Here is a 25,763-nt window from a genome sequence, read left to right on the forward strand (position 1 = left end):
AACTCTATGACGGCTTCGGTTACCGGTGCGCGAACCCGGCCCGTCGTGCGCAGCAGGCGCACCGCGGTGACCTTTGACAGCGCAGGCGGACTGCGCGTCGGCGGCATCCCGCAATTCACCATGGCCGTAACGGATTTCGCCGACCTGAGCCGAGACCCCGAGCCGATGGTCGTCGGTGGGCGCATCTGGTCGCCCGCCAACCTGGTCGCGGCGGTGGTGAACGGGTTGCGCGCGGCCGAACCGACCGCGGCCGAGTCCGGTGCGGTAGCCACCTATCCCGCAACGTATTCCGGCAGGGACGTGGCGTTGCTGCGGCAGGCGCTGGATCTGTCCGGGGCGGGCGATGTCGAGCTGGTGCCCGAGCCGGTCGCCGCCGCGGAATGGCTGGCGGCCGAGCACGGTCCGCTGGAGCCCGGTTTCGTGCTGGTCTACGACCTGGGCGGAACCAGCCTGGACGTCACCGTCGTGCGGGTCGGGCCCGACTGGGACGACCACCCGATGGTCGGAAAGCCGATGCGCTCCTTCGACTTCGGCGGGCGGCCACTCGGTGCGATGATCGCGCGCTATGCCCACGAAGCCGGGCCGGGTGCCGCCACCGCGACCTCGATACTGTCCATGGTGGACATCGATGGGCTGCGCGCCGCACATGTGCACGACACCCTCGAGATCGTGCGCGACGTCGTGCGCTCGGCCGACCTCACCCTCTCCGATATCAGCCGCATCCTGGTGATCGGCGGTGCGTCCCGTCCCGCCGAGGTCGCCCGTACCCTCGCCGAACTCGGCCGCCCCCTGGTGGTTTCGGCCGATCCCGGGCACACCGTGGCCGCTGGGGCCGCCCTGCGGGCCGCGCGGACGATGGCGCTCGCCGCGTCCGGCGGTAAGCAGAACGCCCCGCGCGTTGCGGTGTTCTCCAGTGCCGCTGTCGTCTCCGCGGTGGCGATGTCGGCGGTGACGGTGTTCGGCAGTCCCGCCGGGCCCGACGCGTCGCCGATCCTCGAGCACTTCCCGGGCGGCGACCTGCCTGCCAACGACAGCGCGCTGTACGACACCGGCTTCGACCGGATCGCGGGCAATCACGAAGCGTGGATCGCCTCCCCGGCGGGCTGGACGCCGCCGCGCTCGCTCGCCGCCTCCACCGGTCTTGCGCGCCCGTCCGCGTACAGCAAGTTCATCACGCCTGTCGCGCACTCGACGCCCCTCGGCCCGACCCTCGCCGAATCCCGTCGCGGCGACCACAACGAGCCCCGAACCTACGACACCACAGACCGATACCACGGCTCGCCCTACGCGAACCCGGCCTACTTCATCAACCCCCTGCCCTTCGGCCAGTCGCCCGTCGCGACTCCCGGGACCCCTGGCCAACCTGCCGCGCCGATCGCAGGCACCCCCGCGACACCGCCGGCTCCCGGTGCCACCCCGCCCGCTCCGCAGCCAGGGGCCACCCCGGCGGTGCTGGACCTGGGCACGATCCCCGGTGTACCCGCCGCCGGCCCGATCACCGAGCTGCCCACCTCCGGAACCACCACCGGCACAACCCCTTCTGCTCCCGGCACCAGTGCCGGTGGCACAACCTCCGGCGGTACCTCCACACCCGCCGCCGGAGGTTCCACCGACACCGGTGGTGCCACGACCGGCGGAAGCACGTCGGGAGAATCGACCAGCGGTTCCACCTCGGGTGGTGCCACGTCCGGTGGTTCGACTTCGGGCGGTTCCGATTCCGGTTCCACGTCCGGTGGTTCCACCTCCGGTGGTTCCGATTCCGGCGGTTCCACTTCTGGTGGATCTACCTCCGGTGGTTCGACTTCCGGCGGTTCCACCTCCGGTGGCTCGACCTCGGGTGGTTCCACCTCCGGTGGTTCCACATCAAGCGATTCCACGTCGAGCAGCTCGACTTCCGGCGGCTCTACTACCAGCGGTTCCACCTCCGACAGTTCCTCCTCCGGCGGTTCCTCCTCAGGTGGCAGCAAGAACTAGCCCACGTCGCGGACAGCCGTCGCCGCGGTCGCCCCGTTCGGGCCGGTCCGAGGTGTTGTTGCGTTCGTGCGGGTGCTCTGTTGGCTGGGTTCGTGAAGTGGTTCCCGCGCTGGCGGTTTCGTATCGGGTGGCAGCAAGTACTGGGCTTCGTTGCGTGCAGGCGTCGCGGCGGTCGCTCCGTTCGGGCGGGTCCGAGGTGTTGTTGCGTTCGTGCGGCACCTTGTTGGCTGGGGTTCGTGAGGTGGTTCCTGTGCTGGGGGTTTCGTATCGGGTGGCAGCATGTACTGGGCTTCGTTGCGGTGCAGGCATCGCGGCGGTCGCCCCGCTCGAGCGAGGCCGAGGGGTCGTTGCGTTCGTGCGGTGCTCTGTTGGCTGGCGCGGTGACGTGGTTTCTGCGCTGGCGGTTCTTCGTCGGGTTGTCGACTGCCCGTCGTACCCACTGCGAGTCGACCTGCGCGCGCTTTGGTGTCCCGCGCGGGTGTCGTTCGAATGACACGCGCGCGGGGTGACGGGAACTGCGCGGGAGTGGCTGGTGTGGCGTCGTGAACGGCGGACGGGAACTGCGCGGGAGCCGCTGGTGTGGCGTCGTGAACGGCGGACGGGAACTGCGCGGGAGCCGCTGGTGTGGCGTCGTGAACGGCGGACGGGTGTCGTACCCCGTTGGCACAATGAGGTGATGACAGTAGGGGGTCCGCGGCTCATCGCGCTGGACGTGGACGGCACGTTGCTCGATACCGGTAGCCCGGTGACCGAGCGGGTGGCGGCGGCGGTGCGCGCGGCCATCGGGGCGGGCGCGCACGTGGTGGTGACCACGGGGCGGACCGTGCTGACCACTCGGCCGGTGCTCGCGGAGCTCGGCCTCGTCGAGGGGCACGCGCTGTGCTCCAACGGGGCGGTGCAGGTCGACGTCGCGAATGGTCAGCCAGTCGCCATCGAGGCGTTCGATCCGGCGCCCGCCGTGCTCGCGCTGCGCGCATTGATCCCAGAGATGATCTTCGCGGTGGAGAAGGTAGGCGTCGGGCACTGGGCGACCGGTGTCAGTCCCGGCGAATTCTCCATCGGCGAATACCTTCTGGTCGATCACGGTGCACTGAGCAGCGAGCCGACGCCGCGACTGAACGGCTGGTGGCCGCAGGGCACGCTGACGCAGATGCGAGCCCTGCTGCACGAGCTGGAAGTGCCCGGCGCGAGTTGGGTGCACGGCGAATTCGGGCCCTGGCTCACCGTTTCCCGCCAAGGCGTCTCGAAAGGTTGGGCGCTGGAACGTCTCCGCGGCGCCCTCGGCGTTCCGCACACGGCGACCCTGGCCATCGGCGACGGCTACAACGACCGCGAAATGCTGCGCTGGGCAGCACATTCCGTTGCCATGGACAACGCGCCGGACGAAGTGAAGTCCTTCGCCACCGAGATAACCGGCACCGTCCACGAAGACGGCGTCGCCACCGTCCTCGAACGCTGGTTCCGCCCCTGAGTCCTGCGCCGCGGTGCGCGCCCAGGAATCAACTGTAGCTCAGTGCAGATCGATGCGGACACTCGGTGGCGTGGTCGGGGTATCGGAGCTGGACGTGGGCTCGGTGGTGATGGCGAGGGCGGCGGTGGTGGGGAGCAGGTCGGCGGTGAGTTCGGTGGTGTTGGCGGAGGTGTGCATCATGCCGGCGGAGCGGGCGGTGCCGTCGGCGTGGATCAGCCAGAGTTGGTAGCCGTGGCCGGGGTTCGGTGCGGGCAGCCCGGTCGCCGCCACCACCACCTTGCCGACGCTGCGGGACAGCACGGCCGTCGCCGAGCCGTCGCCCGCGAAAACGACACCGGTGCGGGTGACGGCGTCGCGGGCGTTGCGGACCTGCTCGGCCGCCACCGCCGATTCCGGCACCGCTGTCCGATCGACGAGTGCGAGCCCGACGGCGACGGCGGCTGCCGCCAGCGCGACGCCGATCCAGACCCGCGCCAACCATCCGCGCCGATCGGTATCGGCGGGAGAGTCGTTGTCCGACAGCTGTTCCAGCGGCGGCAGGATCGCGGTGCGTTCCAGGTCGGCGACGGCGGGGATGATCTGGGTCCGGTCGAGCGAGCTCGTGGCGAAAGCCTTTGTGCGCGTGCCGATCTCGGCGAGTACCTGCTCTTTCAGCGCGCTGGCCGACACCGATGGCACCGCGGACGCGAGCCGCACCGCGACGGGCCGCAGCGCGTCGACCTCGACGTGACAGGACGGACATTCGATGAGGTGGCGCTCGAACGCAGCGCGTTCCTCGCCGGACAGCGCGTCGAGAACGTAAGCGCCGGTGCGGTGGTGGATCTCGGCCGTCACGCGGGGTCGCCGATGCTCTCGCGCAGGCGGAGCAGTCCGTCGCGCATTCTGGCTTCGATCGTGCCGACCGGCTTGTCGAGTACCGCGGAGACTTCGCGATAGGAGTAGCCGCCGTAATAGGCGAGGATCAGTGACCGTCGTTGCGAGTCGGTGAGTTCGGTCAGCGACCGGCGGACCGCATCGTCCTCGATCCGGTCCAAGGTGGTCTGCACGACCTCGTCGAAACACCACCGCAGTTCCGGCTGTCCGTCGCGTTCGGCGCCGGCCGCGGCGCGGACCCGGTCCACTGCGCGGCGATGCGCGATCTTCAGCGCCCAAGCCAGGACGGACTCGTTCTGCTGGTCGAACAGCGGCGCTTCCTGCCAGAGCTCCAGCAGCACCTCCCGTGCGACCGTTTCGGACTCGGCGTGGTCCCGGATCACCCGGGTGACGAGGCCGAGGACCGGCCCCGCGACAATGTCGTAGAGCTCGGCGAAGGCCTGTTCGTCGCCGCGGCCGGCCTGCCGGATCAGCAGTTCCGGAGCCTGCTGAGCGCCGATGGCACCGGGTACTGCTCGGGCGGAGATGACCATGCGGTGTCCTTCCAAGCCTGAACGAGCCGGAAGCCGTGCACGATGATCACGGCGAATGTGGCCCAGATCATATGCCGCGCCGGTCGGCGCGACACCCCGGCTACCCGGAAGCCTCGTCCCACGTGGTCGGCTGGACGGATGATCACCAGGTAATGGTGGTGTTCGGCGCTCGGCCGATGCCGCCACTGTTACCTGGTGATCATCTGACCAGTCCCTATGCGGGACCCGTCTTGGCGAGGACCTCGAGGTAGTGCGGGTTGGACATGAGGCCGAGGACATTGCCGAACGGGTCGACGACGGCCGCGGTGACGAAGCCGCTGCCCGTGCCGCGCTCGATGATCGGCTCGTATTCCTTCGCGCCGAGTTCGAGCAGGCGGGTGAAGGTGGCCGCGAGGTCGTCGACATGCCAGTTGACGATCGCGCCGCCGGGAGCGTTCTGGGCTCCCGCCGGGGCGTAGGCACGATTGACGATGCCGAATTCGTGCAGGTAGTCGCCGATCCGGAACTCGTAGTACCCGTTGGGGACGTGGAAGTACGGCTCGATGCCGAGGAACTCTGTGTACCAGTCCCTGGCGGCCTCCAGATCGTCGGCGTAAAAGGTGCTCGTCGCCATTCCGCGCAGCATCTGTGATCTCCTTCGTCGGTTCGTTCTTGCTGGTGAAATCAATGATCCGAGATAAAGTGCGCACGGAATGAGCACTTTTTCCGGCAGAATTGTGCGCATGCGAGCGGACAGACTGGTGGCGATCCTGCTGATGATGCAGACGCGCGGGCGGGTGACCGCGGCCGAGGTCGCCGCGGAGTTGGAAACCTCGGTCGCCACTGCGCGCCGCGACCTCGAAGCGTTGTCTACGGCGGGTGTCCCGGTGTATCCGCAGCCGGGCCGGGGCGGTGGATGGTCGCTGGTCGGCGGCGCGCGCACCGACCTCACCGGATTGACGGCGGGGGAGGCGCGGGCGCTGTTCCTACTGGCGGGGCCCTCGGCGGGATCGGTACCCGAGGCGAAATCGGCACTGCGCAAACTGGTTCGGGCCCTGCCGCAGACATTCCGTTCAGACGCGGCGGCGGCCGACGCGGTGGTGATCGATCCGTCCCGCTGGGGGCAGACGGACCGCGAACTCCCGCAGGTGGTCTCGCAGCTGCAGCGAGCGGTAGTGCAGCGCAACAAGGTTCGCCTGAAATACACCGGCAGGAACCGGGAACATACTGAGCGCCTGGTTGACCCGTGGGGCCTGGTCGACAAGGACGCCGTCTGGTACCTCGTCGCCGGGACGGACCGCGGTCAGCGCACCTTTCGCGTCGACCGGATCGCCGAGGCCGTGGTAACCACGGAAACGGCTTATCGCCCAGCCGATTTCGATCTTTCTGCGGCCTGGCACGAAGTCGTGGACGAGATGGAACAGCGTCGCGCGAGCACAGCTGCGACGGTCCTCATTCCAGAACGTCTGTTGCCTATCCTGCGGAACCAGCAGGGCAGGAACTGCGTGGTCGACGGCCCGATCCCCGATGGTCGCATTCGCGTCCAGGTCACCGCACCCACGTCGTGGATGCTGGCCCAGCAGCTCGCCGGATGGGGCGCGTCCATCGAGGTGCTCGACCCGCAGGACGTGCGTGCCGAACTGGCCCGCATCGGCGCCGAACTTCTCGACCGCTACGCCGGCGGGTAGGGCCGGGCCTCAGCCGCCTCGTCCGTCTTCGGTAGCGCCTACAACTCCTACCTCCGCGTACGACCGACCGTTCGTGTTCGTGGAACAATGTCAGTATGACCGAGCCGAAAACCGCCGGTGACCAGCAGCCCGGTGCCGACCAGCGCCTGGCGAAAGGCGCGAGGTCCCGGGCTTCGATCGCCCGGCATGCCGCCGATGTGGCGTCGGTCGAGGGATTGACGGGTGTGAGCATCGGCAGGCTCGCGACCGATCTCGGTGTCAGCAAGAGCGGTATCGCGACCTTGTTCGGCAGTAAGGAAAGCCTGCAACTCGCCGCGATCAAGGTCGCCCGCGAGGTCTTCATCGACGCGGTCGTCACGCCGAGCATGAGCGAGCCGGCCGGGATGCCACGGCTGCGGGCCGTGGTCGAGCGGTGGTTCGGCCAGGTCGCCGCGCCCGCGTTTCCCGGTGGTTGCTTCCGGGTGGCCACCATCGCGGAGTTCGACAGCCGTCCCGGGCCGTTGCGCGACGCCATCGCGGCGGACAGCCGTGACTTCGCCACCTTTCTGTCCAACGAGATTCGCCTCGCGCAGGAGCAGGGCCATCTCACCGGGCGCAATGCCGACGTGATCGCTTTCGAGTTGGGCGCGGTGATCGGGGCGGCGCACAGCGCCCAGCAGATGGGTGACGAATGGGGCGTCGCGACCGCCCGCTCGATCGTCGACAACCTGCTCAGCGACTGATTCGGCGAACGATTCAGGCGGACAGGGTGAGCGTGTTCGCGAGCGCCGTGTCGTAGCGTTCCCACACGATCTCGGACAGCGCCGGATGCGCCCCGATGACGTCGGCGTGCACCACGTGCGGGGCGGCCGCCACGAGCCGATCGGTCAACAACCCTGGGGCCAGGAACCAAGGCGCGACCAGGATCTCTTCGGCGCCGCGCGCACGTAACCGTGAAATAGCTTGGCCCACAGTGGGTTCCGTCGTGGCGAAGCAGATATCGGTGAGCTGGCCGGTGCGCGCCGCCAGTCGTCGCGCCACCTCGGCGGTCAGCGCGTTCGCCGCCGCCGACGAGGAGCCGACGGCGGCGACCGCGATGCCGAGGCGCGACGACGCAGTGCGGCGCTCGAGTACCCGATCCCGCAGCGCCCCGATCAATCGGGCGTCACGCCCGAGCACATCCGCCTGCGTCAACCGCAACTGCGGATGCCGGGTGCGGGCCGCGGCCAGCAGCCCGGGCAGATCCACCCTGGCATGGAAAGCGCTGCCGAGCAGCAGCGGCGTGACCACCGCGTGGGTATGTCCCGCCGCCGCGACCGCGGCCACCACATGCTCGACCGACGGCGCGCTGAGATCCAGAAACGCCAGTCGCACATCGTATTCCGGTCGTGCCGCGGCGAGATCGGCGACCACTGCCGCCATCGTCGCGGCCGAGCGGGGATCCCGGCTGCCGTGCGCCACCGCGATCAGCGCGGGCCTGCCCCGGTGGGCGGCGAGCCCGCGCATCTCAGGCTCCGGTGCCGACCTCGACGGTCGACAGCACGTCGCCGACGAGGCCTGCGGCCAGGGTGTTGCCGCCCGCGGGATCGATGAGCAGGAAGCTGCCGGTGTGCCGGTTCACCCGATAGTCGTCGACCGCGAGCGGCTCGGCGACCCGCAGCGATACACGACCGATGTCGTTGAGCGCCAACGATTCCGGGTTCGGTTCGGCCGCGAGCCGCTGCTCGTCGAAGCGCTCCAGCAGTCCGCCGACGATGACCTGGGTCGTGCGGGTGCCGTGCTTGAGCAGCAGGCGCGCGCCCGGGTGCAGCGGCTTGTCGCCCAGCCAGCAGACGGTGGCGTCGAAGGTGTCGATCGGTTCCGGCGCGTCGGCCACCGAGGCGATGATGTCGCCGCGGGAGATATCGACGTCGTCGGCCAGGATCAGGGTGACGCTGCGCCCGGTCTGGGCCACCGCGAGCTCGCCGTCGGGCGTATCGATCCGCTCCACGGTGCTGCGAATGCCGGAGGGCAACACCACCACCTCGTCGCCCGGCGCGACCGAGCCCGCCGCGATCTGGCCCGCGTAGCCGCGGTAGTCCGGGTATTCGGCGGTGCGCGGCCGGATCACGTATTGCACCGGAAAACGCAGTCCCAGTGTGTGATCGCCGGTGCTGTCGGCGTCGACCGGCACCGACTCGAGGTGCTCGATCAGCGACGGGCCGGTGTAGTACGGGGTGTTCGACGAGCGGGTCGCGATGTTGTCGCCGTGCAGCGCGGAGACCGGGATCTCCAGCACATCCTCGTCGGACCAGCCGAGCGTGCTGGTGAGCCGGTTGAATTCGGCGGAGATCTCGGCGAAGACGGTCGCCGCGTCGTCCACCAGGTCGATCTTGTTCACCGCGAGCACCAGCTTCGGCACGCCGAGCAGCGCCAATACCGCGGCGTGCCTACGGGTCTGCTCGATGACCCCCTTGCGCGCGTCTACCAGCAGGATTACCAGCTGCGCCGTGGACGCGCCGGAGACGGTGTTCCGGGTGTACTGCACGTGCCCGGGGGTGTCCGCGAGCACGAAAGAGCGTCGGGGCGTGGCGAAGTAGCGGTAGGCGACATCGATGGTGATGCCCTGCTCCCGTTCCGCGCGCAGGCCGTCGACGAGCAGCGAAAGGTCCGGCGTCGCCAGGCCTTTGTCCACCGACGCGCGGGTGACGGCGTCGATCTGGTCGGCGAGCACGGATTTCGTGTCGTAGAGCAACCGTCCGACCAGAGTGGACTTGCCGTCGTCGACAGAACCGGCGGTGGCCAGCCTCAGTAGGTCGGACATGTCAGAAATAACCCTCTCGCTTGCGGTCTTCCATCGCGGCCTCGGACACCCGGTCGTCGCCGCGGGTCGCACCGCGTTCGGTCAGTCGGGACGCGGCCACCTCGGCGAGGATCGCCTCGTTGTCGGCCGCGTCGGAAAGCACGGCGCCGGTGGATGATCCGTCGCCCACGGTGCGGTACCGCACCGAGAGTGTCTGCAGCGCTTCGCCTTCGCGCGGTCCGCCCCAGACGCCGGGGGTCATCCACATGCCGTCGCGCTGGTACACCGGACGCTGGTGCGCGTAGTAGATGCTGGCCAGATCGATGTCCTCGCGGGCGATGTAGCGCCAGATATCGAGCTCGGTCCAGTTGCTGAGCGGGAAGACCCGGACGTGCTCGCCCGGTGCGTGCCGCCCGTTGTACAGGTTCCACAGCTCGGGGCGCTGCCGCTTCGGATCCCACTGTCCGAAGGCGTTGCGCAGCGAGAAGATCCGCTCCTTGGCGCGCGAACGCTCCTCGTCGCGGCGGCCGCCGCCGAACACCGCGTCGAAGCGGTGCTCGCTGATCGCGTCCAGCAGCGGGACGGTCTGCAGTGGATTGCGGATGCCGTCGGGGCGTTCGGCGAGCCTGCCGTCGGCCAGGTAGTCCTCCACCTTGGCGACGTGCAGCCGCAGCCCGTAGCGCTCGACGATCCGGTCCCGGAACTCCAGCACCTCGGGCAGATTGTGCCCGGTGTCCACGTGCAGCAGCGCGAACGGCAGCGGCGCGGGCCAGAAGGCCTTGAGCGCCAGGTGCAGCAGTACGGTCGAGTCCTTGCCGCCGGAGAACAGGATCACCGGCCGCTCGAATTCGCCTGCTACTTCCCGGAATACGTGAATCGACTCGGATTCCAGCGCGGCGAGGGTATCGAAATCACTGATCCCCAGGGCGCGCTGGGTAACGTTCGAAGCTTCGTTCACAATCGTCTCCGTCATGCTGTATCCCCTTTCACATGCCCGAGGGGCCCTACGTGGTTACGCAGGCTGCCGCCTCCGGGTCCTGACTCGGTCATGTGGTGTGCAACCCGCATTCGGTCTTGGCGAGGCCGGCCCAGCGGCCGCTTCGCGGATCGGATCCCGGCTCCGGCTTCCGCGTGCACGGAGCGCAGCCGATGGACGGATATCCCTCTTCGACAAGGGGATTGACGAGGATGCCGTGCTGTTCGATGTAGGCCTGCATCTCGTCGTCGGACCAGGCGGCGATCGGATTGACCTTCACCAGACCGAACGCCTCGTCGAACGAGATGAGCGGGGCGTTGGCCCGGGTCGGCGCCTCCACCCGGCGAATGCCGGTGACCCAGGCGTTGTAGCCGGACAGCGACTTGCGCAGCGGGACGACCTTGCGCAGCCGGCAGCATTCCCCGGCGTCGCGTGCGAAGAGGTCCTTGCCGAGCAGCCGATCCTGTTCGTCCACAGTGTGTTCCGGCCGCACGTTGACCACGTTCACCCCGTACACCGCCTCGACGGCGTCGCGGGTGCCGATGGTCTCGGCGAAGTGGTAGCCGGTGTCCAGGAACAGCACGTCCACGCCGGCGTGCACCTGTGCGGCCAGGTGGACCAGCACGCCGTCCTGCATGTTCGAGGCGACGATATAGCCCGACCCGAACGTGTCTTCGGTCCATTGCAGCAGGTCGACGGCGGACGCGTCCGGCCCGAGGTCGGCGGCGCCCTGCGCGGCGAGCGCGCGGAGCTCGTCCTCGGCCAGCTTCGCCACCAGTTCCGTTGTCACAGTTGATCTCCCATCACGTGCCCGGCGCAATCGAGGCTCATTTGAGATCCGCCTCGTCGGCACGAACGGCCCACTGGGCGAACCGTTCGCCGTCCTCGCGGTGCTTGATGAAGTTGCGCACCACCCGCTCGATGTAGTCACCGAGATCGCTGCTGGTCACCTTGTGCTGACGCAGCTTGCGTCCGAAAGCGCTGTCGAAGCCGAGGCTGCCGCCCAGGTGCACCTGGAAGCCCTCGACCTGGTTCCCGTCGCCGTCGTCGACCAGCTGACCCTTGAATCCGATGTCGGCGATCTGGGAGCGCGCGCAGGAGTTCGGGCAGCCGTTGATGTTGATGGTCACCGGAACGTCCAGCAGCGCATTGAGATCCGCGAGCCGGTCCTCGAGTTCGGGCACCAGCGCCTGGGACCGCTTGCGCGTCTCGGCGAAGGAGAGCTTGCAGAACTCGATGCCCGAGCAGGCCATCAGGTTTCGCCGCCACAGCGATGGACGCGCTTGCAGCCCCAGAGGCGCCAGCTCGTCGATCAGCTCGTCGACCTTGTCGTCGGCGACGTCGAGCACGATCAGCTTCTGGTACGGCGTGAACCGGATGCGGTCGGCCCCGATCCGCTCCACCGCGTCGGCGACCTTGGTCAGGATGGTGCCCGAGACGCGGCCCGCGATGGGGGAGAAGCCCACCGCGTTGAGCCCGTTCTTCAGCTTCTGCACCCCGACGTGGTCGATCGGCTTGGTCGGCTGCTCCGGCGCGGGACCGTCGATCAGCTTGCGCTTCAGGTATTCGTCCTCGAGCACCTGCCGGAACTTCTCGATGCCCCAGTCCTTGACCAGGAACTTCAGCCGCGCCTTGGTGCGCAGCCGCCGGTAACCGTAGTCGCGGTACAGCGACACCACGGCCTCCCACACGTCGGGCACCTCGTCCAGCGGCACCCACGCGCCGACGCGCTGCGCCAGCATCGGATTGGTGGACAGGCCACCCCCCACCCACAGGTCGAGGCCGGGGCCGTGCTCGGGGTGCTCCACGCCGACGAACGCGACGTCGTTGATCTCGTGCACCACGTCCTGCTGGCCCGAGATCGCGGTCTTGAACTTGCGCGGCAGGTTGGAGTACTCCTTCTTGCCGATGTAGCGGCGCACGATCTCGTCGATGGCCGGCGTCGGGTCGATGATCTCCTGCAGCGACTCACCCGCCAGCGGGGAGCCGAGCACCACACGCGGGCAGTCGCCGCACGCCTCGGTGGTCTTCAGCCCGACCGCTTCGATCCGTTTCCAGATCTCCGGGACGTTCTCCACCTCGATCCAGTGGTACTGGACGTTCTCGCGGTCGGACAGATCCGCGGTATCGCGGCCGAACTCGGTGGAGATCTGGCCGAGCGTGCGCAGCTGCTCGACGTTCAACGCGCCCGCATCGCAGCGGATGCGCATCATGAAGTACTTGGCCTCGAGCAGATCGATGTTCTCGTCGCCGGTCCAGGTGCCGTCGTAGCCCTGCTCGCGCTGGGTGTAGAGACCCCACCAGCGGAAGCGTCCGCGCAGGTCGCCCTTGTCGATGCTGTCGAAGCCGGCCTTCGAGTAGATGTTCTCGATCCGGGCGCGCACGTTGAGCGGGTTGTCGTCCTTTTTGGACTGCTCGTTCGGGTTCAGCGGCTCGCGGTAGCCGAGCGCCCACTGGCCTTCGGCCCTGCGTCGCACCGGCTTACCCGTGCGGGCGCGCGGCGCCGCCGAGGCTTCCGGGCGCGGGCGGTCTGGGCGGACGCGGCGTTCGGAGGCTGGGCGTTCGGGTCGCGCTTGCGGGCTGGGCCGGGACTCGGGGCCGGACTGATCGATCGGACCGGCGTCGGTGCTCGACGTCATGGGGTCGCTCCTGCGGGTTGGTGATTGCCGTGCAGAAGGCGCGAGGGGCTGATCTCGCACCTGCGGTGTGCAGCGGAGGCGATGCGGAACTTTGAGGGTCGCCGGTGGAGCCCGGGAATGGGCGCGCTGAACTACCGAGAAGAGTCGGTCAGACAGCAGGCGCTACAGACGCGCTTGTAGTCGACGTGGCGACGTGCCACAAGTCGTACTCCCGATGCGCGCATACGGGCTATTGTGCCATGTCAGCGCTGGCGTTCCGACCCCTCGCCCGTATTTTCCGCACTTTGCCGGGAAATCCCCTGGACCGTTCCCCTCAGATGTGACGGCTGTCATAGATCAACTGGCGATCACGGCTCGTGATGCGGAAATCTCGCCGAAGTGAGCTGTCTCACAGGGGGTCACGCGCGATCCGGCAGTTGACCTCAACTAATGTTGAGGTGTAACCGTTGTCGGCATGAGCACTACTACCACCGAACTCGACGCCATCCGCGCAGTCGTCGCCACCGTCCAGCATGCGCAGCAGAACGAACTCGTCGACGAGTTCGTCGGTCTCTTCCGCGAAGACGCCATCTGGACCACCGGCCACGGTCAGCGGCTGTTCGGCCGGGCCGCGATCGCCGAGTTCACCGCCGCCGCCCTGCCCGGCGCCATGCGCGACGGCACAGCCACCTACGAGGTCGAGCACGTTCTGTTCATCCGGCCTGATGTGGCCGCGGTGAAAGTCGTCCAACGCTATCTGAACCACGACGGCGAACTCACCGGTCAGGGCTCACCGATGTATGTGATGGCGAAGGAAGACGGCCGCTGGTTGCTCACCGCCAACCAGAACACGCCCGTCACCGACTGATGCGTCGCCCCCGTTGCCCGCGTGCGGCCGGGCAGCGGGGAACCGGCAGACTGGAGGGGTGAGTTCCCCTGCGGCTGTCCCTGTCGAAACCGAAACGTCCGAGCCCGTGCTCGGCGACTTCGGCGGGGGTGCGTTCGGGGTCTACGTCCATGTGCCGTTCTGTGCCACCCGCTGCGGATACTGCGATTTCAACACCTACACGGCGGGCGAACTCGGCACGTCGGCGTCGCCGCAATCCTGGCTCGACGCGTTGCGTGGTGAGTTGTTCACGGCGGCAGAACGTTTCGCGGCACTGCCGACGGCGACACCCGAGGTGGCGACGATCTTCGTGGGGGGCGGCACCCCCTCGCTGCTCGGCGGCGACGGGCTGGCCGACGTGCTCGAGGCGGTCCGCGCGAACTTCACCCTCGCCGCCGACGCCGAGGTGACCACCGAATCCAATCCGGAATCCACCGATCCGGCGTTCTTCGAACGGCTGCGCGGCGCGGGGTTCACCCGGATCTCGCTCGGCATGCAGTCCGCCGCCGCGCACGTGCTGAAGGTCCTCGACCGCACACATACCCCGGGCCGGGCGGTCGCGGCCGCGCAGGAAGCCCGCGCCGCCGGATTCGCGCACGTCAATCTCGATCTCATCTACGGAACGCCCGGTGAGCGCGACAGCGACCTGGACGCCAGTCTCGACGCCGTGCTCAGCGCGGGCGTCGACCACGTCTCCGCCTACTCGCTGATCGTCGAGGACGGCACCGCGCTGGCCCGTCGAGTGCGCCGCGGCGAACTGCCCGCCCCCGACGACGACGTCCTCGCCGCCCGCTACGAACGCATCGACGCCCGCCTCACCGCCGCCGGTCTCACCTGGTACGAGGTCTCCAACTGGGCCGCCGGTCCGGCGGCGGCCTGCCGGCACAACCTCGGCTACTGGGACGGCGGCGACTGGCTCGGCGCCGGACCCGGCGCGCACAGCCATGTCGGCGGCGTCCGCTGGTGGAACGTGAAGCATCCCGCGCGCTACGCGGACCGGGTGGCCGCGGGCGGCCTGCCCGCCGCCGGCTGGGAGGCCCTCACCGCCGACGAGCGCTACACCGAGCGCCTCATGCTCGCCGTCCGGCTCCGCACCGGTCTGCCGCTGGCCGAACTCGACGAGTTCGGCGCGACCGCCGCCGGCCAGATCGTCGCCGACGGTCTGGCGGTTCGACACGCGGACAACCTGGTGCTCACCGACCGCGGCCGACTCCTCGCCGACGGCGTGGTCCGGCGCCTGCTCGTCCCCTGACCACGCCGCCCCTATCGTGCCGTTAGGGATTTCCGCGGACTCCTGGGTTGGTTCGGCTATCGCGGAGCCGATGACCCTTGTAGGCTTCGGACCAACCCCAAGGAGATTCATGTCCCCGGCACGACACATCACCCTCATCCATGAACCGGGCGAATTCGCCGAGGCGCGGGCAGCGGAAAAGGCCGAAAATGCGCGACAGAGCGCAGTGGCCGCCCGCACGGTCGCCAGTTATTCACAGAATGCCGATGATTGCCAATCCCTATTGGCGATGCTCGGCTTGGACGCCCTAGCGGGCAAACAAGCCAGGGTCTGCGACTAAAAGTTCGGACCCGGTCGGGTCGGCCGAGCCGGCGCACGCAGCGTGCCATCGACTCGAGCTGCGGGGCCGTCGTCGCACCCGGTCGCTTCATTGATGTCTGCCCCGTCATCGCGGCCGACATGATTGCGTACCAGTTGCCCTGCGAGCGCGGCCGACCTCGAGTCGTCCGGCACGCCGTCGTGGTCGGACACGCCCAGCTGGCCTCGGCCGCCGATCGCGCCATTCCGCCTGCGCCGCAACGCTTCACGGCGCAGCGCGGCTCAGCGGGATCGTGCCTCGCACGCCTCGGTGTGTCGCGACCGGAGGGGAGGTCGGCGTGCGCGCGGCGGCCGCACAGTAGCGTGGGAAACCTACAGAGTGGGGGAGTGCGGTGGACTGTGGGCACCGAAAAGACAGTGGGCGGGTCGATTTGCTGTACGCGGTGCGGCACGGGCAGAGCACGGCGAATGTCGCCGCTGTGGCCGGGGCCTACCGCGAGACCGACGATATGGCGATCGACCTGACCGAACTCGGGCATCGGCAGGCCGCGGCCGTCGGGCGGCGGCTGGCGGCCATGGCACCCGGCGAGCGACCCGAACTGGTGCTGTGTTCCCCATACCTGCGCGCGGTCCGGACCTGGCAGCTGGCCGAGGCGGAATTGCGTTCTGCGGCAATACCTTTGCCGTGCTACGCGGTCCACCCCAGCCTCTACGACCGGTATCGTGGCCGGCTCGCACACCTACCGTCTGCCGCGGTGCGGGAGCAGTTCCCCGAAGAGGCGACGAAAGAAGCGTGCGATCCGCTCGGATATCGGCCACCCGAAGGGGAATCGTTCCGCGATGTCGCGGCGCGGCTGCGCGGCGTGGTGGCCGACCTCGAGGCTGATCGGCAGCACCGCCGAGTGCTGATCGTGGCGCACGACGCGGTAGTGCTGTACCTGCGGCAATTACTCGAAAACCTCGACGACACAGCAATTTTGGCAATAACCGCCGACGGGCTCGCGGGCAATGGGTCGCTCACGAGCTGGCGGCGCAAATCGGACGGCTATCGTCTGGAATCCTACGATGAGCGCGGGCACCTACCGCCGGAATGAATTTCGCGGAAAGGCCGAAATCATGGCTCCAGCAAATTGTTTCGCATCGGTGCGGGTAACGCGACGATCTGCTGCGAGATGTGGCGGCGGACCTGGCCGACCCGCAGTTCCGCGGGCAGTGTCTGCCATACCTGCCGGATCAGTGCGCGGGCGTGCTCCGGATCGCCCTGCCGGGTGCGCATCGCCGCCATGTCCAGGTCGAGCAGCGAGCGCCCGACCTGATCCTTGTCGGCCATCGGCAGGCTGAGCATCCGCTGACGCAGTTCCTCCGCCGCGCGCCAGTCGCCGATCGAACTCAACGCGTGCGACTGGTGCCAACGCAGGATGTATTCCGAAATGCCCAGATTGTCATCGGATTTCACGTCGGAAGGCAGGCTCGCGAACATTCGCTCGGCGGCCTGCACTCCCTCGATCGCCTCCCGGCGCCGGCCGATCCGGGCCTGGATTCCCGCCTCCGCGAGCAACCCGAAAACCATGGCCGAATCCGGGCCGGCACCGCCGGACGCCTGCGCGGCGCGCGCCATGGCCAAACCCTGATCCAGTGCGTGGCGGTAACACTCGTGCGTGTGCGCCATATGTCCGTGCAGCCACGCCTCCACTTCCCGGTCGCCGGCCAAGCGGGCGGCGCGGCGAGCCTTATAGAACCACATGAACGTGTCGTGCAGATCGGCGACGTCGTTCATCCGAAAGGCGATGAGCCCGGCCAGAATTGCCTCGATCCGATGCAACCGGCGGTGCATATCGGCCGAGTGGTCGGTCAGCTGCAACTGCTGGACCTGCGCCAGATCCCGCATGCGCGCCGGAATGTACTCCGAGGGCGGCAGCACATAGACCAGATACCCGCAGAGCTCGAGACTGGATTCCAAGGCGCGCAGGATCTCCCACGCCGTCGGCCCGCCGCGCACCACCGCGGGCAACACGATTCGGCGCTCGGGTTCGTCGTCGGTGTAGTCGTGGCCGAACCCGAGCCGATCGGGTCGGGTTCGGTACAGCCGGCAGAGCGCGTCGAGGAACTGATACGACGGCATGTCCAACCCGGTCTCCCAGCGGGACACGCTCTGGTGGGACAACCCGCGACACGGTGATTCGGTTTTGACGAGTTCCTGCAACTGCTGTGCGACATCGACGAGCGTGAATCCGTAGGCGATGCGATGCGCGCGCAGCAACGACACCCCGCAATGCGCGCGCACGGCATGGACCGTCTCCCAGGTCGAAGACCCAGCGGCTTCGAATTCGCGTACGACACGGCGCCCGCACGCAATGCTGTGCTGACTGCTCACCCCTGCTCCAGATGACTGGCTATGCACTGAGCGGACGTGCGCTGGCCTCGGCAACATCCGCGCTTTCGACCGTATCCCTGAGCTGGTCCAACGTCCACTTTCCGGCAGTTCTGCGCGCGATACGTGCAAGCGGGGCGGTGTCTCTGGCCTGGTCGATGCGGCGGCGGCACGCTGTTGCGCATGAAAAGAATCAGAATCGTCGGTGGGGTCCCGGCGAGCCCGTGCCAAGCCGGTGAGGATGAGCACTCGTCATTCGTCACGCAGATCGCGCACGTGCTGACCGCTGTTGGGACCGTTGTGACCGCGTTGGCGGCCTTTGTCGCCTGTGCGGCGGCACTCGATACATTGAGCGTCACGGTATTGGCCGCGGCGTGGGTGGTGGCAGGTTGGCTGGCGCGGGGTCGTCGGTGCCACTGTGCCGCCGATCGAAAGCATGCCCGTAGCCACCATGTCATGGAGGGATCTGTCTAGCCCCCTGACAACCTGAGGTGCCTGCTCAGACGTGAGCGGCACGTGAAAAATACCCGTCAGTACGGAACTGGCGGTGCGTCGCGCTGGGTAGGCTCAGCGCATCAACGGCACCGCGCTCGCACAACGCAGAACACTTATCGACCTGCGTGGTATCGGTGCGTTGATCTTGCTGACCGCGTCGTTCGCCATGCTCACCGTGTTCTCGCGGTATCTCGACACCGGTTTCACTGTCGCCCAACAAGTTTACCTACGCGCCGGTGTCGCATTCGTGATCGCGGCGGTCGTTTTCGGCCGCTGGATCCGATGGCGGGTGATCCTCCACGCAGGTGCCCGGGAATGGTCGGTGATCGTGGTGCGCACCGTCCTGCTCTATGTCTTCGGGACGACGCTGTTCGCGAAGGCGGCGACGATGACGACCGTCGGCAACATCTCGTTCATCGCCGCGCTACCGCTGGTCGCGGCACTCGGATTGGTGTTGCGCCGAGTGCCCGTGACCGCGGTCCGGGTGTTTTTCGTCAGCGGGTCCGCGATCGGGGTCGCGATCCTGTCCGGCTTCGGCATGAGCTGGGGCTCCGGCAAACAAGGCGACGTGATCGCCCTGGTCGCGATGGTCGCGATTTCGCTGAGCTATCTGGGCCGTGATTGGCACGGCGGAATCCTGAACAATTACGAGATCACCGCGTTGACCGTCGGTGTCGGTGCACTGGGTGTCGCACTGACCTCATTGTGCCAATGGGAAGGTCTGCCGCGGCTGCCGTCGGAGGTTTCCCCGGCGATGCTGTGGACCGCGATCGGGATAGCGGGCGGGCTCAGCGTGCTGAACGTCTTCCTGATGAACTACGCCTTCGAGCGCGTGGATCCGGTGCAGGGCGGCAATCTGCTGACCCTGGAATGCGTATGGGGTCTGCTGTTCGGATTGATCTTCTTCGGTCAGGTGCCGACCTGGGCCGGGATCGCGGGCGGGGTGCTGATCGTCCTGTGCGCGGTGGGGTTGAACATCGCCGACGGGCGCGCACCCACCGACGCGCAACGCGGCGAGTCGGTTCCGGTCCAAGTGGAACAGCGGGAACTCGAACCGCCGGATCCGGTGCAGTGGACGCCTTTACCGACCAGTCCGGAACCGCTGCGAGACGACGAGTTGCGGCAGTATGCCGGTGCCGTCGGGCCCATGTCGCCTGGATCGGGTTCGGAATCTGAACAGCGCTGAGGTTCCTACCAGGTGTCCTGAGCGTCGGCTAAACGTTTGAGGGACCGCTCGATCCAGGTGGTGAACTGTGCGGTGAGGTCCGCCGGGGTTGCCGGTCGGACCGCGACGTGCGAGCCGCGGGTCTCGGTGTAGCGGCCGTCGTCGGTGATGTCATGCCACTGCAAGACCTGCCACGGCTCGGCGCTGGTGTGCCAGGGCGCGGCGACGAGGACGGCGGTACCGCCACCGTCGGCCGGACGCCCGAGCAGACGCTGGTACTGCTCCCGCGGCGTTTGGCGGGCGACATCCTCGAAGTAACCGTTGCGGCGCCGGCCGATATCGTCCGGATGGAACGTGGCCGGTGCGGCGCTGCCCGGCGCGCACGACGGGACCGCCTGAACCACCCGGGCGGGCAAACTCTCCGGACGGAACATGCGCACACGGATCGGACCGTGCTCGGTTTCCGTCCCCGCCTGCATCAAGGTGACCGCGCGATACGGATTGCGCGCACCGATGATCCGATACTCCCGGAAATCTCCCGGCCCGGTGCTGTTCTTGTGTCTGCTTGTGCCACCGAGGATTTCGATCCGCAGCTGCGAACTGCTCAACGTGTGCAAGGCCAGCTGGATCTCCTCCAGCTCGTCGGCCGAATAGCGCGCGCGGACCGCGCGCCGGTGCGCCGCGAACTCGTCCCGCAGGGCGAACCGGCTGGTGTAGCGCAGCGGACTGGGCAACCGGTCATGCGCCTCGGAGTACCAGAGCGACGCGAAATCGTCCGGCTCCCAACTCCACTCAGCCATGCCTGCTCCGGTCTCCTTCACCTAGCTCGATCTCGCCCGCGGGAAAGCCCGCGCGGGCCGCTACCACCCTCGTGCGACGTACCTCAGGTAGGGATATCGCCGCCGATCACGCCGCCGGGCACCGTCTTCGGGAACTCGCCGAGTAGTTCGTCGGTGTTCTCCTGCGTGATCAGGTAGTCGGGGATCTTGTGCTCCTCGTCGTCCTCCGACTTGCCGCGAGCACCCGCCCCTGGCACACCCATGCCGGCCGTGCCTGCCGCTCCGCGCGCTGCGGCTGCTGCCGCTGCGGCCGGGGTGGGCGAGGTACCGGTGGTGGTGGGGATGCCGGTGCCGGGGATGCTGCGGCCTGGTTGGGGTGTGGTGCTCGGTGAACCAGGGGAGCCGGGGCTGCCCGAGGTGCGCGGGCTGCCGGGTGTGCCCGGGGTGCCTGGCGTGCCCGGTGTGTACGGCGTGCCGGTACTTGTCGGGACGGTCTTAGCCGGGTCCGTGGTGCTCGGGCTTTGCGTCGTCGGGGCGGTGCTGGACGGCGTCTGCGTGCTGCTCGGAGAAGTGGTCGAAGCCGGGTTCGTCTGCTCCCCGGTCTTCGCCGGATCCGTCTGCTGCTCGGCCGTTCCCGGTCCGTCAGGTTTCCCGTCACCGTTCGTATCGCCCGGAACCGCGGAGTTCGTCGAACCAGGATCAGCACCAGGAGATATGGACTGCGAAGGTTGCCCGCTGCTCGTGTTCTCGGCGTTGTAGCCGCCTGGGGGAGGGGCTGGGATGTCGACAGCTTTTGTGGGGCTGGTTGGGGTCGGCAGCACAGGGATCTTGCCGTCCATTTGACTGAACGGCTTCACATAGTGCTGATCCATTGCTTCCCGGGCCTTTTGGGTTACTTCGGACTGCTCCCGCTGCAGATCCCGCCGGCGCGGAGGCCAACCCCACGAAGTCCAGGTGATGATGACCGGATCCGGAATCGCCTTCTTGGTGTTCACGATCGCCGTCGCAGCGTCGCGAACCCTGGTGTGCAGTTCAGCCAAAGCAGGCGTCAGAGTCTGCGCCTCACTGGTGTAGTTCGCGATCGATTCCTTCGACTTCTCCGCCGCCGGGCCGGACCACGCTTGCGCGATGGAGGTCTGGATCGACCGCGCGAACGTCTCGACGCCTTGCTCCCACAGTTGGTGCACTTTCCAGTACTTCTCGGCCTGATTGATCGCGTCGGTGGTGTTCAGGGGGTCGAAGGCATCCTTGATGTCTGGGTGTTCCCAGCTGTCGGTGTGTTCACCGCCGCCGGGAATCTGCATAGGCTCATAACCACTCATCGACCTGTCCCATCTGGGAGGAGATACGGTCCGGCAGGAAGCTGTGCAGGTGGACGATCCGGGAGCGTCTCGTTCTTGTAATTGAAGTCGGCGGCCCAATCGCTGTCTGCCTGCATCATTCTTTCCCGAATGGTTCGATGAACCGTCTGGATATCTTCCACGATGCGATAATGTTGTTCCATTAGTTCCCAGACGGAGTTGCCATCGTTGGCACCCCTAGCCTTTGTCTTGAACCGGTCGACTAGGGTGCGCGCGGACACCATCGGAGCGTTATCCTCGCCTAGTCCCCAATGCTTCTGGTCTGAAACCTCAGCCATGATGCGCTGGATTTGGCGCATGACGCCCTTGAAGTACTCACAATCACGGTCGATATAGACGAAGTCCTCCGGGGTCATGGTGACCGCCAGATTTCCCTCGCTCGCGGCATTGATGATGTTTGCCATTGGTCGCGGTGAATTTTCCTTGTCGTCACCCATTCAATTTATCCCTCCCGGTGCGTCCGCACGCTGGTAGCGCAGTCATGCAGTGGCGGGTATTGACGGAACAACCTTCTCGGCCAAAGTGCGGGCCAGGTCGCACGTGTTGAGATGGCCGGTATTTCGGTTCGATGCTGGATTGGTCAGGCCGAACTCTAGACTGCCGCTTTTCATCTCCACATCTACCGTGCACTCGGCTTCAGCGTGGTCATCGGACTGGCGTGATGAGATGGCCCGACGACCATTGATTGTAAATTCACGGGTGTCGGCAAAGTTCTTAGCGCGCACCATATCAACGGTTATATTGGTCGTCCTGATGCTGCTCGCATAGCCGTCCGGCTGTACCCAGAGACAGCCGCGCCATTGGATGCCGCCGGACGCATTTGAGTCGTCGGTGATCTTCTGTCGCAACTTCTCCGAATCCAGCACGCTTTGCGGGATGTCCTTGCACGGATCGAATCCAGACGGAACATCCGGCGCGAGAGACGTTCCTCCCGTCGACGTCCCCGTCGTCTTCCCGTCCCCATCCTCCGAAGGCCCACATCCCCCCACCACGAACACCGCACCCAGCACGAGGACCCCCACCCTCCAAGACTTCGACCTGCGCGTCATCAGATCCTTCGCCCGCCGGTGCCGATTCGGATCGCGCGGGGTCGGACCGGCTTCTCCGCCCCCTGTCAGCTCTCCCTGACGCTACCCACTGCGTCTACCTGCGTGCAAGCGTCCCAGCGCAGGTCGGCAGCCTTTTGGCACCCGCTCCCGAGGCGTTGAGCAGCAGGAGTCCGGATTCGTACGGTCGTGCGGCTCCGGTACTCCTGCTCAGCTCGCAGCCGGGGCAACTTTCAGGTCGCATACTCCGCCACGGTCGATTTCACGATCGATTTGATGAGTGCCCGGCTGCGCGTTTCGTCGAGCGCAGCGCGCCGCAGGCCCTCGTAGGTCTGCTGATATGCCCGCACATCGTCGGCTTCTTCGAGGTACTGCGCGTCGAGGTGCCCTTGCAGGTAAACGATCGGCGGTTCGGTGAGCTGCGCCGTTGGGTGGCTGGGGAATTCGAGGATCACGAACGGGCCGACGGCCAGTCCGCCGTAGGCGGTGTCGAGCGGGATCACCCGGATCGACACGTTGCGTAGGTGGCCGACCCGGGCGAGGTGCCGCAGCTGAGCCGACATCACGGTGCGGCCGCCGATCGGGCGCCGCAAGCTGCATTCGTCGACGATCACCTCGACGCGCAGTGGGTCGGCGGGGTTGCTCAACCGGAACTTCCGGCGGCCGAGCAGTTCGATCTGCTGCTCGACCGCCTCTTCGGTCAGGCCGGGCGAACTCGCCTCGAGCAGCGCACGGTGGTAGTCCGCGGTTTGCAGCAGTCCGGGGATCAATGTCGCGTGGTAGGAAATGGTCCGCGCCGCAGCCTCTTCCAGGCCGAGGAATGTGCCGAAATGCTTCGGTACGGCGTCGCCGTAGGCATGCCACCATTCGCTGCGCCGGGTTTCGCCGGTGAGTTCGAGCAGCATCCCGGTGATGTCTTCGTCCGCCCCGTACACCTGACACAGTCGCTCGATGAACAAGGGATTCAACCGCACCGGCTGCCCGGTCTCCATCCGCCAGAGTGTTTGTTTCGCGACACCGATCGACGTCCGGGCGTATTCGGCGGTGACGCCTGCTTTTTCGCGAAGCTCGCGTAATTGACGTGCCAGAATGCGGCGGGACAGGGTGGATCCGGTGGGGGTCACGGCAGTTCCCTTTCGTAAGGCTCACTATTGGCCAGGTTGCAACTGGAACCTCTAGGACGGGAATCCTGGAACTCTGTGAATTTTCTCTTCGCCTCGCTGTCGAGACGTTCCCGCCGATCAATCCCCGGTGCTCTACTGAACGCGCGCCCCGGTCCGTGTCATCGAAGTCCTGAAACCTTATCGGCGACAACGGGTCCAGGTCCACACCGACCGGGCGCACCAAGCGACCGATCGGGGGAGTTGACGTTGACCATGTACGACCAGGCGCGGGCCGGTCTCCGTAGCGGCGAGGACAGTGCGATGAGCGGTGCGCGGGACGCCACCGCGGCGACCGATGGCTCGGGCGCGCAACTGGGGACCCAACTGGGGAATGGCCCGCTGCCCACGAGAAGTGAAGTGCTGCAAGCTTGTCGGGATTCCGCGGGCGCCGGCCACCCGTTGCTGCGTGCCGCCGGCGAGTTGACCGCGCTGCATCGGCGTAGATTGATCTTGGCACGCCGAATCACCGGGGAGATCGATGAATACCGTGCTCAGCAGGTCCACGCCATCGACCGGTGGGTCGCACCGCGGTTACCGATCGCGCACGGCGGCGCCTACCTGCACACCGAGACGATCGGCGCCGTGCTCGACCGGCTGGCCCGGCTCACCGCCTGCGCCGAAGCCGCGCTGGCCGCCGAATCCGACTGGGACATCTGGTTCGCGTGGGAGCGGTTGGCCGAGTTGGCGGTCGGCTACGAAGATCTCGTCGCCGAACTCGCGATCGGCCGGCGTCGTCTGCCGAGCGGATCTTGATCATGAATTGTATTCGCACGGTAACGATTCGGGTTGGCAGTGTCGGGTATTCGTGAACCGATAGAGCGGCGACTTCCGGTCGGTTAACCTGCCGGAGATCGTTCGATAAGCCGAGGGAGTTGCCGGTGATCGTGGGCGGCAGACGGCAATGGTCGACCGTGGCGGTGATAGGCGTGGTTGTCACCGCGCTGTGCGGCTGCGGCACCATCACCACGGGAGACACCGTACAAACCAGCGTGGAAGTCAGCGCTCCGAAAGCCGCGAAGGCCTCGTCGGGTATTCCCGGTTCGGCCGAATTAGCCGCTATCGCACCAGGTACCGGCGATCTCATGGCGCGAATACGGGCCACCGATGCGTGCACGCTGTTGAATCGCGATATCGCTCAACGCCTCGGCACATTCCAGAATTTCGACCGTGCCCCCGGCTGGGAGCGCGGTGGCAGTTGGACCGGCTGTGGCATGTCGATCACGGCGGCCGACGATCCGGACGCGATCTACTACTTCAACGTAGAGCTCGACAAGTTGTACACCGCCGACAAGCAGGCGCTGGACAAGCCCGAGCTGATCAACGGCCGCACCGTCTACCGCAGCGCGGTCAGCGACGACAGCAGGCCCGAGGCGTACCGCTGCGACTATCGAATCCCGGCCGACGACACCGGTTTCGCGCACACGGTCACCGTCGCCAAGGTCACCGGCCCGAAAAAGTCGCCCGTCCCGTGGTCGCAACCCTGCCAGTTCACCAAGGGTTATCTCGCCGCAACCCTCGACAGCCTCCTCGCCCTCCCGCCTCATCCCATCGCCGAACCGACCGGAAGGTCACTGGCGCAACGTGATCCGTGCGCCGCCGAACCCCAGATCAGCGCGCAGTTCCTCGGCTGGAAGATGACCTCGGTCGGCTGGAGCAAGGCCTATAAGTGCGCGATCACCATCGTCCAGCCCGGTGGTTCGCACCGCGTGACCGTCGAGGTCTCGTTCGAACGTAACAACGAGCAGATGGTGAAAACCGGGGAGGTCCTGCGGCTTCCGTCCGGCGTCGACGGCGGCCAATCCATCCAGTACGGCCGCCACCTCACCCTCGAGGGTCTCACCGGCACCGAGCTGCGCACCGTCCAATCCACCGACCCCACCCGCCAAAACACCAGCTGCGCAATCACCCTCAACTACCGCCGCGCCGACCCGCCCACCGCCAACAACGCCCACCTCATCCACGTATCGATGAACATCGCCCCCGCCAGCCCGCCCTTCCCCTTCGACGCCTGCGCCCAAACCGCCCAGCTCGTCCCCGCGGTCCTCCTCTCGGTGCCATAGGCGCCGCAGCAGTAC

The 25,763-nt window shown here is 67.2% G+C and carries 26 protein-coding genes; 11 read left to right on the forward strand and 15 right to left on the reverse strand.

Annotation, left to right across the window (positions count from 1 at the left end):
• A partial coding sequence (locus tag NBRGI_RS44880) for an Hsp70 family protein (RefSeq protein WP_148310652.1) occupies window positions 1-1,974 on the forward strand: 1,974 nt, incomplete at its 5' end.
• 676 nt (window positions 1,975-2,650) lie between these two features.
• Window positions 2,651-3,445: an HAD family hydrolase gene (locus NBRGI_RS02415; RefSeq protein WP_029892597.1), complete on the forward strand. Its 795-nt coding sequence runs from the start codon at window positions 2,651-2,653 to the stop codon at window positions 3,443-3,445.
• A gap of 39 nt (window positions 3,446-3,484) precedes the next feature.
• Here the strand turns inward: NBRGI_RS02415 and NBRGI_RS02420 are convergent, their stop codons facing one another.
• The 3 genes from NBRGI_RS02420 to NBRGI_RS02430 all read right to left on the reverse strand — a co-directional run bounded on the left by NBRGI_RS02420 (window position 3,485) and on the right by NBRGI_RS02430 (window position 5,476).
• Window positions 3,485-4,279, reverse strand: a complete 795-nt coding sequence (locus NBRGI_RS02420) for an anti-sigma factor (RefSeq protein WP_051727441.1) — start codon at window positions 4,277-4,279, stop codon at window positions 3,485-3,487.
• The gene (locus tag NBRGI_RS02425) at window positions 4,276-4,851 is read right to left on the reverse strand and encodes a sigma-70 family RNA polymerase sigma factor (RefSeq protein WP_051727442.1); all 576 of its coding nucleotides are present in this window, start codon (window positions 4,849-4,851) and stop codon (window positions 4,276-4,278) included. The genes NBRGI_RS02420 and NBRGI_RS02425 overlap by 4 nt, the downstream gene beginning before the upstream one ends.
• A 214-nt stretch (window positions 4,852-5,065) precedes the next feature.
• On the reverse strand, window positions 5,066-5,476 hold the full coding sequence (locus tag NBRGI_RS02430) for a VOC family protein (RefSeq protein ID WP_029892600.1): 411 nt from the start codon (window positions 5,474-5,476) through the stop codon (window positions 5,066-5,068).
• A 97-nt stretch (window positions 5,477-5,573) separates the two neighbouring features.
• Here NBRGI_RS02430 and NBRGI_RS02435 point away from each other — a divergent pair, with 97 nt between their 5' ends.
• Both NBRGI_RS02435 and NBRGI_RS02440 read left to right on the forward strand, forming a co-directional pair.
• Window positions 5,574-6,518 (forward strand): helix-turn-helix transcriptional regulator, encoded by a 945-nt coding sequence (locus NBRGI_RS02435; protein WP_029892601.1) that lies wholly within the window; start codon window positions 5,574-5,576, stop codon window positions 6,516-6,518.
• A gap of 95 nt (window positions 6,519-6,613) precedes the next feature.
• A complete protein-coding gene (locus NBRGI_RS02440; RefSeq protein WP_029892602.1) occupies window positions 6,614-7,240 on the forward strand; it encodes a TetR/AcrR family transcriptional regulator in 627 nt (208 codons plus the stop codon).
• 13 nt (window positions 7,241-7,253) lie between these two features.
• On the opposite strand, the gene NBRGI_RS02445 is transcribed toward NBRGI_RS02440, so the two are convergent.
• The 6 genes from NBRGI_RS02445 to NBRGI_RS49800 all read right to left on the reverse strand — a co-directional run bounded on the left by NBRGI_RS02445 (window position 7,254) and on the right by NBRGI_RS49800 (window position 13,118).
• The gene (locus tag NBRGI_RS02445; protein ID WP_051727443.1) at window positions 7,254-8,003 is read right to left on the reverse strand and encodes a sirohydrochlorin chelatase; all 750 of its coding nucleotides are present in this window, start codon (window positions 8,001-8,003) and stop codon (window positions 7,254-7,256) included.
• A 1-nt stretch (window position 8,004) separates the two neighbouring features.
• Window positions 8,005-9,300, reverse strand: coding sequence for a sulfate adenylyltransferase subunit 1 (locus NBRGI_RS02450; protein WP_029892604.1), 1,296 nt, complete (start codon window positions 9,298-9,300; stop codon window positions 8,005-8,007).
• Between the two features lies 1 nt (window position 9,301).
• Complete coding sequence (gene cysD / locus NBRGI_RS02455; RefSeq protein WP_029892605.1) at window positions 9,302-10,252, reverse strand: sulfate adenylyltransferase subunit CysD; 951 nt, start codon at window positions 10,250-10,252, stop codon at window positions 9,302-9,304.
• Window positions 10,253-10,325: 73 nt separating this feature from the next.
• On the reverse strand, window positions 10,326-11,045 hold the full coding sequence (locus NBRGI_RS02460) for a phosphoadenylyl-sulfate reductase (RefSeq protein WP_029892606.1): 720 nt from the start codon (window positions 11,043-11,045) through the stop codon (window positions 10,326-10,328).
• Between the two features lie 37 nt (window positions 11,046-11,082).
• Window positions 11,083-12,894, reverse strand: coding sequence for a nitrite/sulfite reductase (locus NBRGI_RS02465; protein WP_029892607.1), 1,812 nt, complete (start codon window positions 12,892-12,894; stop codon window positions 11,083-11,085).
• A 131-nt stretch (window positions 12,895-13,025) separates the two neighbouring features.
• Window positions 13,026-13,118: an Ms4527A family Cys-rich leader peptide gene (locus tag NBRGI_RS49800; RefSeq protein ID WP_357874310.1), complete on the reverse strand. Its 93-nt coding sequence runs from the start codon at window positions 13,116-13,118 to the stop codon at window positions 13,026-13,028.
• 230 nt (window positions 13,119-13,348) lie between these two features.
• Between NBRGI_RS49800 and NBRGI_RS02470 the strand changes: the two genes are divergently transcribed.
• From NBRGI_RS02470 to NBRGI_RS02480, 4 genes are all read left to right on the forward strand, one after another.
• The gene (locus NBRGI_RS02470; RefSeq protein ID WP_029892608.1) at window positions 13,349-13,741 is read left to right on the forward strand and encodes an SgcJ/EcaC family oxidoreductase; all 393 of its coding nucleotides are present in this window, start codon (window positions 13,349-13,351) and stop codon (window positions 13,739-13,741) included.
• Window positions 13,742-13,847: 106 nt separating this feature from the next.
• Window positions 13,848-15,011 carry a radical SAM family heme chaperone HemW gene (hemW, locus tag NBRGI_RS02475; RefSeq protein WP_029892609.1) on the forward strand — a complete coding sequence of 388 codons (1,164 nt, stop codon included), beginning with the start codon at window positions 13,848-13,850 and terminating at the stop codon, window positions 15,009-15,011.
• Between the two features lie 109 nt (window positions 15,012-15,120).
• Window positions 15,121-15,330 (forward strand): hypothetical protein, encoded by a 210-nt coding sequence (locus tag NBRGI_RS46035; protein ID WP_081868749.1) that lies wholly within the window; start codon window positions 15,121-15,123, stop codon window positions 15,328-15,330.
• 421 nt (window positions 15,331-15,751) lie between these two features.
• The gene (locus tag NBRGI_RS02480; protein ID WP_158439751.1) at window positions 15,752-16,402 is read left to right on the forward strand and encodes a histidine phosphatase family protein; all 651 of its coding nucleotides are present in this window, start codon (window positions 15,752-15,754) and stop codon (window positions 16,400-16,402) included.
• 20 nt (window positions 16,403-16,422) lie between these two features.
• On the opposite strand, the gene NBRGI_RS02485 is transcribed toward NBRGI_RS02480, so the two are convergent.
• Window positions 16,423-17,592 (reverse strand): helix-turn-helix domain-containing protein, encoded by a 1,170-nt coding sequence (locus tag NBRGI_RS02485; RefSeq protein WP_029892611.1) that lies wholly within the window; start codon window positions 17,590-17,592, stop codon window positions 16,423-16,425.
• Window positions 17,593-18,313: 721 nt separating this feature from the next.
• On the opposite strand from NBRGI_RS02485, the gene NBRGI_RS02490 reads away from it, so the two are divergent.
• Window positions 18,314-19,360, forward strand: a complete 1,047-nt coding sequence (locus NBRGI_RS02490; protein ID WP_029892612.1) for a DMT family transporter — start codon at window positions 18,314-18,316, stop codon at window positions 19,358-19,360.
• A gap of 5 nt (window positions 19,361-19,365) precedes the next feature.
• Here NBRGI_RS02490 and NBRGI_RS02495 read toward each other — a convergent pair whose 3' ends face one another.
• From NBRGI_RS02495 to NBRGI_RS02510, 5 genes are all read right to left on the reverse strand, one after another.
• Window positions 19,366-20,139, reverse strand: a complete 774-nt coding sequence (locus NBRGI_RS02495) for an ESX secretion-associated protein EspG (protein WP_029892613.1) — start codon at window positions 20,137-20,139, stop codon at window positions 19,366-19,368.
• A gap of 83 nt (window positions 20,140-20,222) precedes the next feature.
• Complete coding sequence (locus NBRGI_RS02500; protein ID WP_029892614.1) at window positions 20,223-21,440, reverse strand: WXG100 family type VII secretion target; 1,218 nt, start codon at window positions 21,438-21,440, stop codon at window positions 20,223-20,225.
• On the reverse strand, window positions 21,437-21,916 hold the full coding sequence (locus tag NBRGI_RS02505) for a hypothetical protein (protein WP_036557147.1): 480 nt from the start codon (window positions 21,914-21,916) through the stop codon (window positions 21,437-21,439). The genes NBRGI_RS02500 and NBRGI_RS02505 overlap by 4 nt, the downstream gene beginning before the upstream one ends.
• Before the next feature lie 42 nt (window positions 21,917-21,958).
• Window positions 21,959-22,528: a DUF3558 domain-containing protein gene (locus NBRGI_RS46040; protein WP_081877891.1), complete on the reverse strand. Its 570-nt coding sequence runs from the start codon at window positions 22,526-22,528 to the stop codon at window positions 21,959-21,961.
• 230 nt (window positions 22,529-22,758) lie between these two features.
• On the reverse strand, window positions 22,759-23,649 hold the full coding sequence (locus tag NBRGI_RS02510) for a helix-turn-helix domain-containing protein (RefSeq protein ID WP_029892616.1): 891 nt from the start codon (window positions 23,647-23,649) through the stop codon (window positions 22,759-22,761).
• Between the two features lie 252 nt (window positions 23,650-23,901).
• Between NBRGI_RS02510 and NBRGI_RS02515 the strand changes: the two genes are divergently transcribed.
• Window positions 23,902-24,441, forward strand: a complete 540-nt coding sequence (locus tag NBRGI_RS02515) for a DUF4254 domain-containing protein (protein ID WP_235210835.1) — start codon at window positions 23,902-23,904, stop codon at window positions 24,439-24,441.
• 329 nt (window positions 24,442-24,770) lie between these two features.
• Window positions 24,771-25,748, forward strand: a complete 978-nt coding sequence (locus NBRGI_RS02520) for a hypothetical protein (protein WP_148310653.1) — start codon at window positions 24,771-24,773, stop codon at window positions 25,746-25,748.
• The last annotated feature ends 15 nt before the right edge of the window (window positions 25,749-25,763 follow it).

The sequence above is a fragment of the Nocardia brasiliensis IFM 10847 genome (genome assembly GCF_000710915.1).
Lineage (GTDB): Bacteria > Actinomycetota > Actinomycetes > Mycobacteriales > Mycobacteriaceae > Nocardia > Nocardia brasiliensis_A.

Bases quoted from the DNA above. Each gene is read 5' to 3' on its own strand.
- NBRGI_RS02470 (WP_029892608.1), top strand. From the start codon at position 13,349: ATGAGCACTACTACCACCGAACTCGACGCCATCCGCGCAGTCGTCGCC.
- NBRGI_RS02425 (WP_051727442.1), bottom strand. From the start codon at position 4,851: ATGGTCATCTCCGCCCGAGCAGTACCCGGTGCCATCGGCGCTCAGCAG.
- NBRGI_RS02500 (WP_029892614.1), bottom strand. From the start codon at position 21,440: ATGAGTGGTTATGAGCCTATGCAGATTCCCGGCGGCGGTGAACACACC.
- NBRGI_RS02465 (WP_029892607.1), bottom strand. From the start codon at position 12,894: ATGACGTCGAGCACCGACGCCGGTCCGATCGATCAGTCCGGCCCCGAG.
- cysD (WP_029892605.1), bottom strand. From the start codon at position 10,252: ATGACGGAGACGATTGTGAACGAAGCTTCGAACGTTACCCAGCGCGCC.
- NBRGI_RS49800 (WP_357874310.1), bottom strand. From the start codon at position 13,118: ATGCGCGCATCGGGAGTACGACTTGTGGCACGTCGCCACGTCGACTAC.
- NBRGI_RS02495 (WP_029892613.1), bottom strand. From the start codon at position 20,139: ATGGCTGAGTGGAGTTGGGAGCCGGACGATTTCGCGTCGCTCTGGTAC.
- NBRGI_RS02520 (WP_148310653.1), top strand. From the start codon at position 24,771: ATGGCGCGAATACGGGCCACCGATGCGTGCACGCTGTTGAATCGCGAT.
- NBRGI_RS02430 (WP_029892600.1), bottom strand. From the start codon at position 5,476: ATGCTGCGCGGAATGGCGACGAGCACCTTTTACGCCGACGATCTGGAG.
- NBRGI_RS02415 (WP_029892597.1), top strand. From the start codon at position 2,651: ATGACAGTAGGGGGTCCGCGGCTCATCGCGCTGGACGTGGACGGCACG.
- NBRGI_RS02450 (WP_029892604.1), bottom strand. From the start codon at position 9,300: ATGTCCGACCTACTGAGGCTGGCCACCGCCGGTTCTGTCGACGACGGC.
- NBRGI_RS46040 (WP_081877891.1), bottom strand. From the start codon at position 22,528: ATGACGCGCAGGTCGAAGTCTTGGAGGGTGGGGGTCCTCGTGCTGGGT.
- NBRGI_RS02505 (WP_036557147.1), bottom strand. From the start codon at position 21,916: ATGGGTGACGACAAGGAAAATTCACCGCGACCAATGGCAAACATCATC.
- NBRGI_RS02445 (WP_051727443.1), bottom strand. From the start codon at position 8,003: ATGCGCGGGCTCGCCGCCCACCGGGGCAGGCCCGCGCTGATCGCGGTG.
- NBRGI_RS02435 (WP_029892601.1), top strand. From the start codon at position 5,574: ATGCGAGCGGACAGACTGGTGGCGATCCTGCTGATGATGCAGACGCGC.
- NBRGI_RS46035 (WP_081868749.1), top strand. From the start codon at position 15,121: ATGTCCCCGGCACGACACATCACCCTCATCCATGAACCGGGCGAATTC.
- NBRGI_RS02515 (WP_235210835.1), top strand. From the start codon at position 23,902: ATGTACGACCAGGCGCGGGCCGGTCTCCGTAGCGGCGAGGACAGTGCG.
- NBRGI_RS02440 (WP_029892602.1), top strand. From the start codon at position 6,614: ATGACCGAGCCGAAAACCGCCGGTGACCAGCAGCCCGGTGCCGACCAG.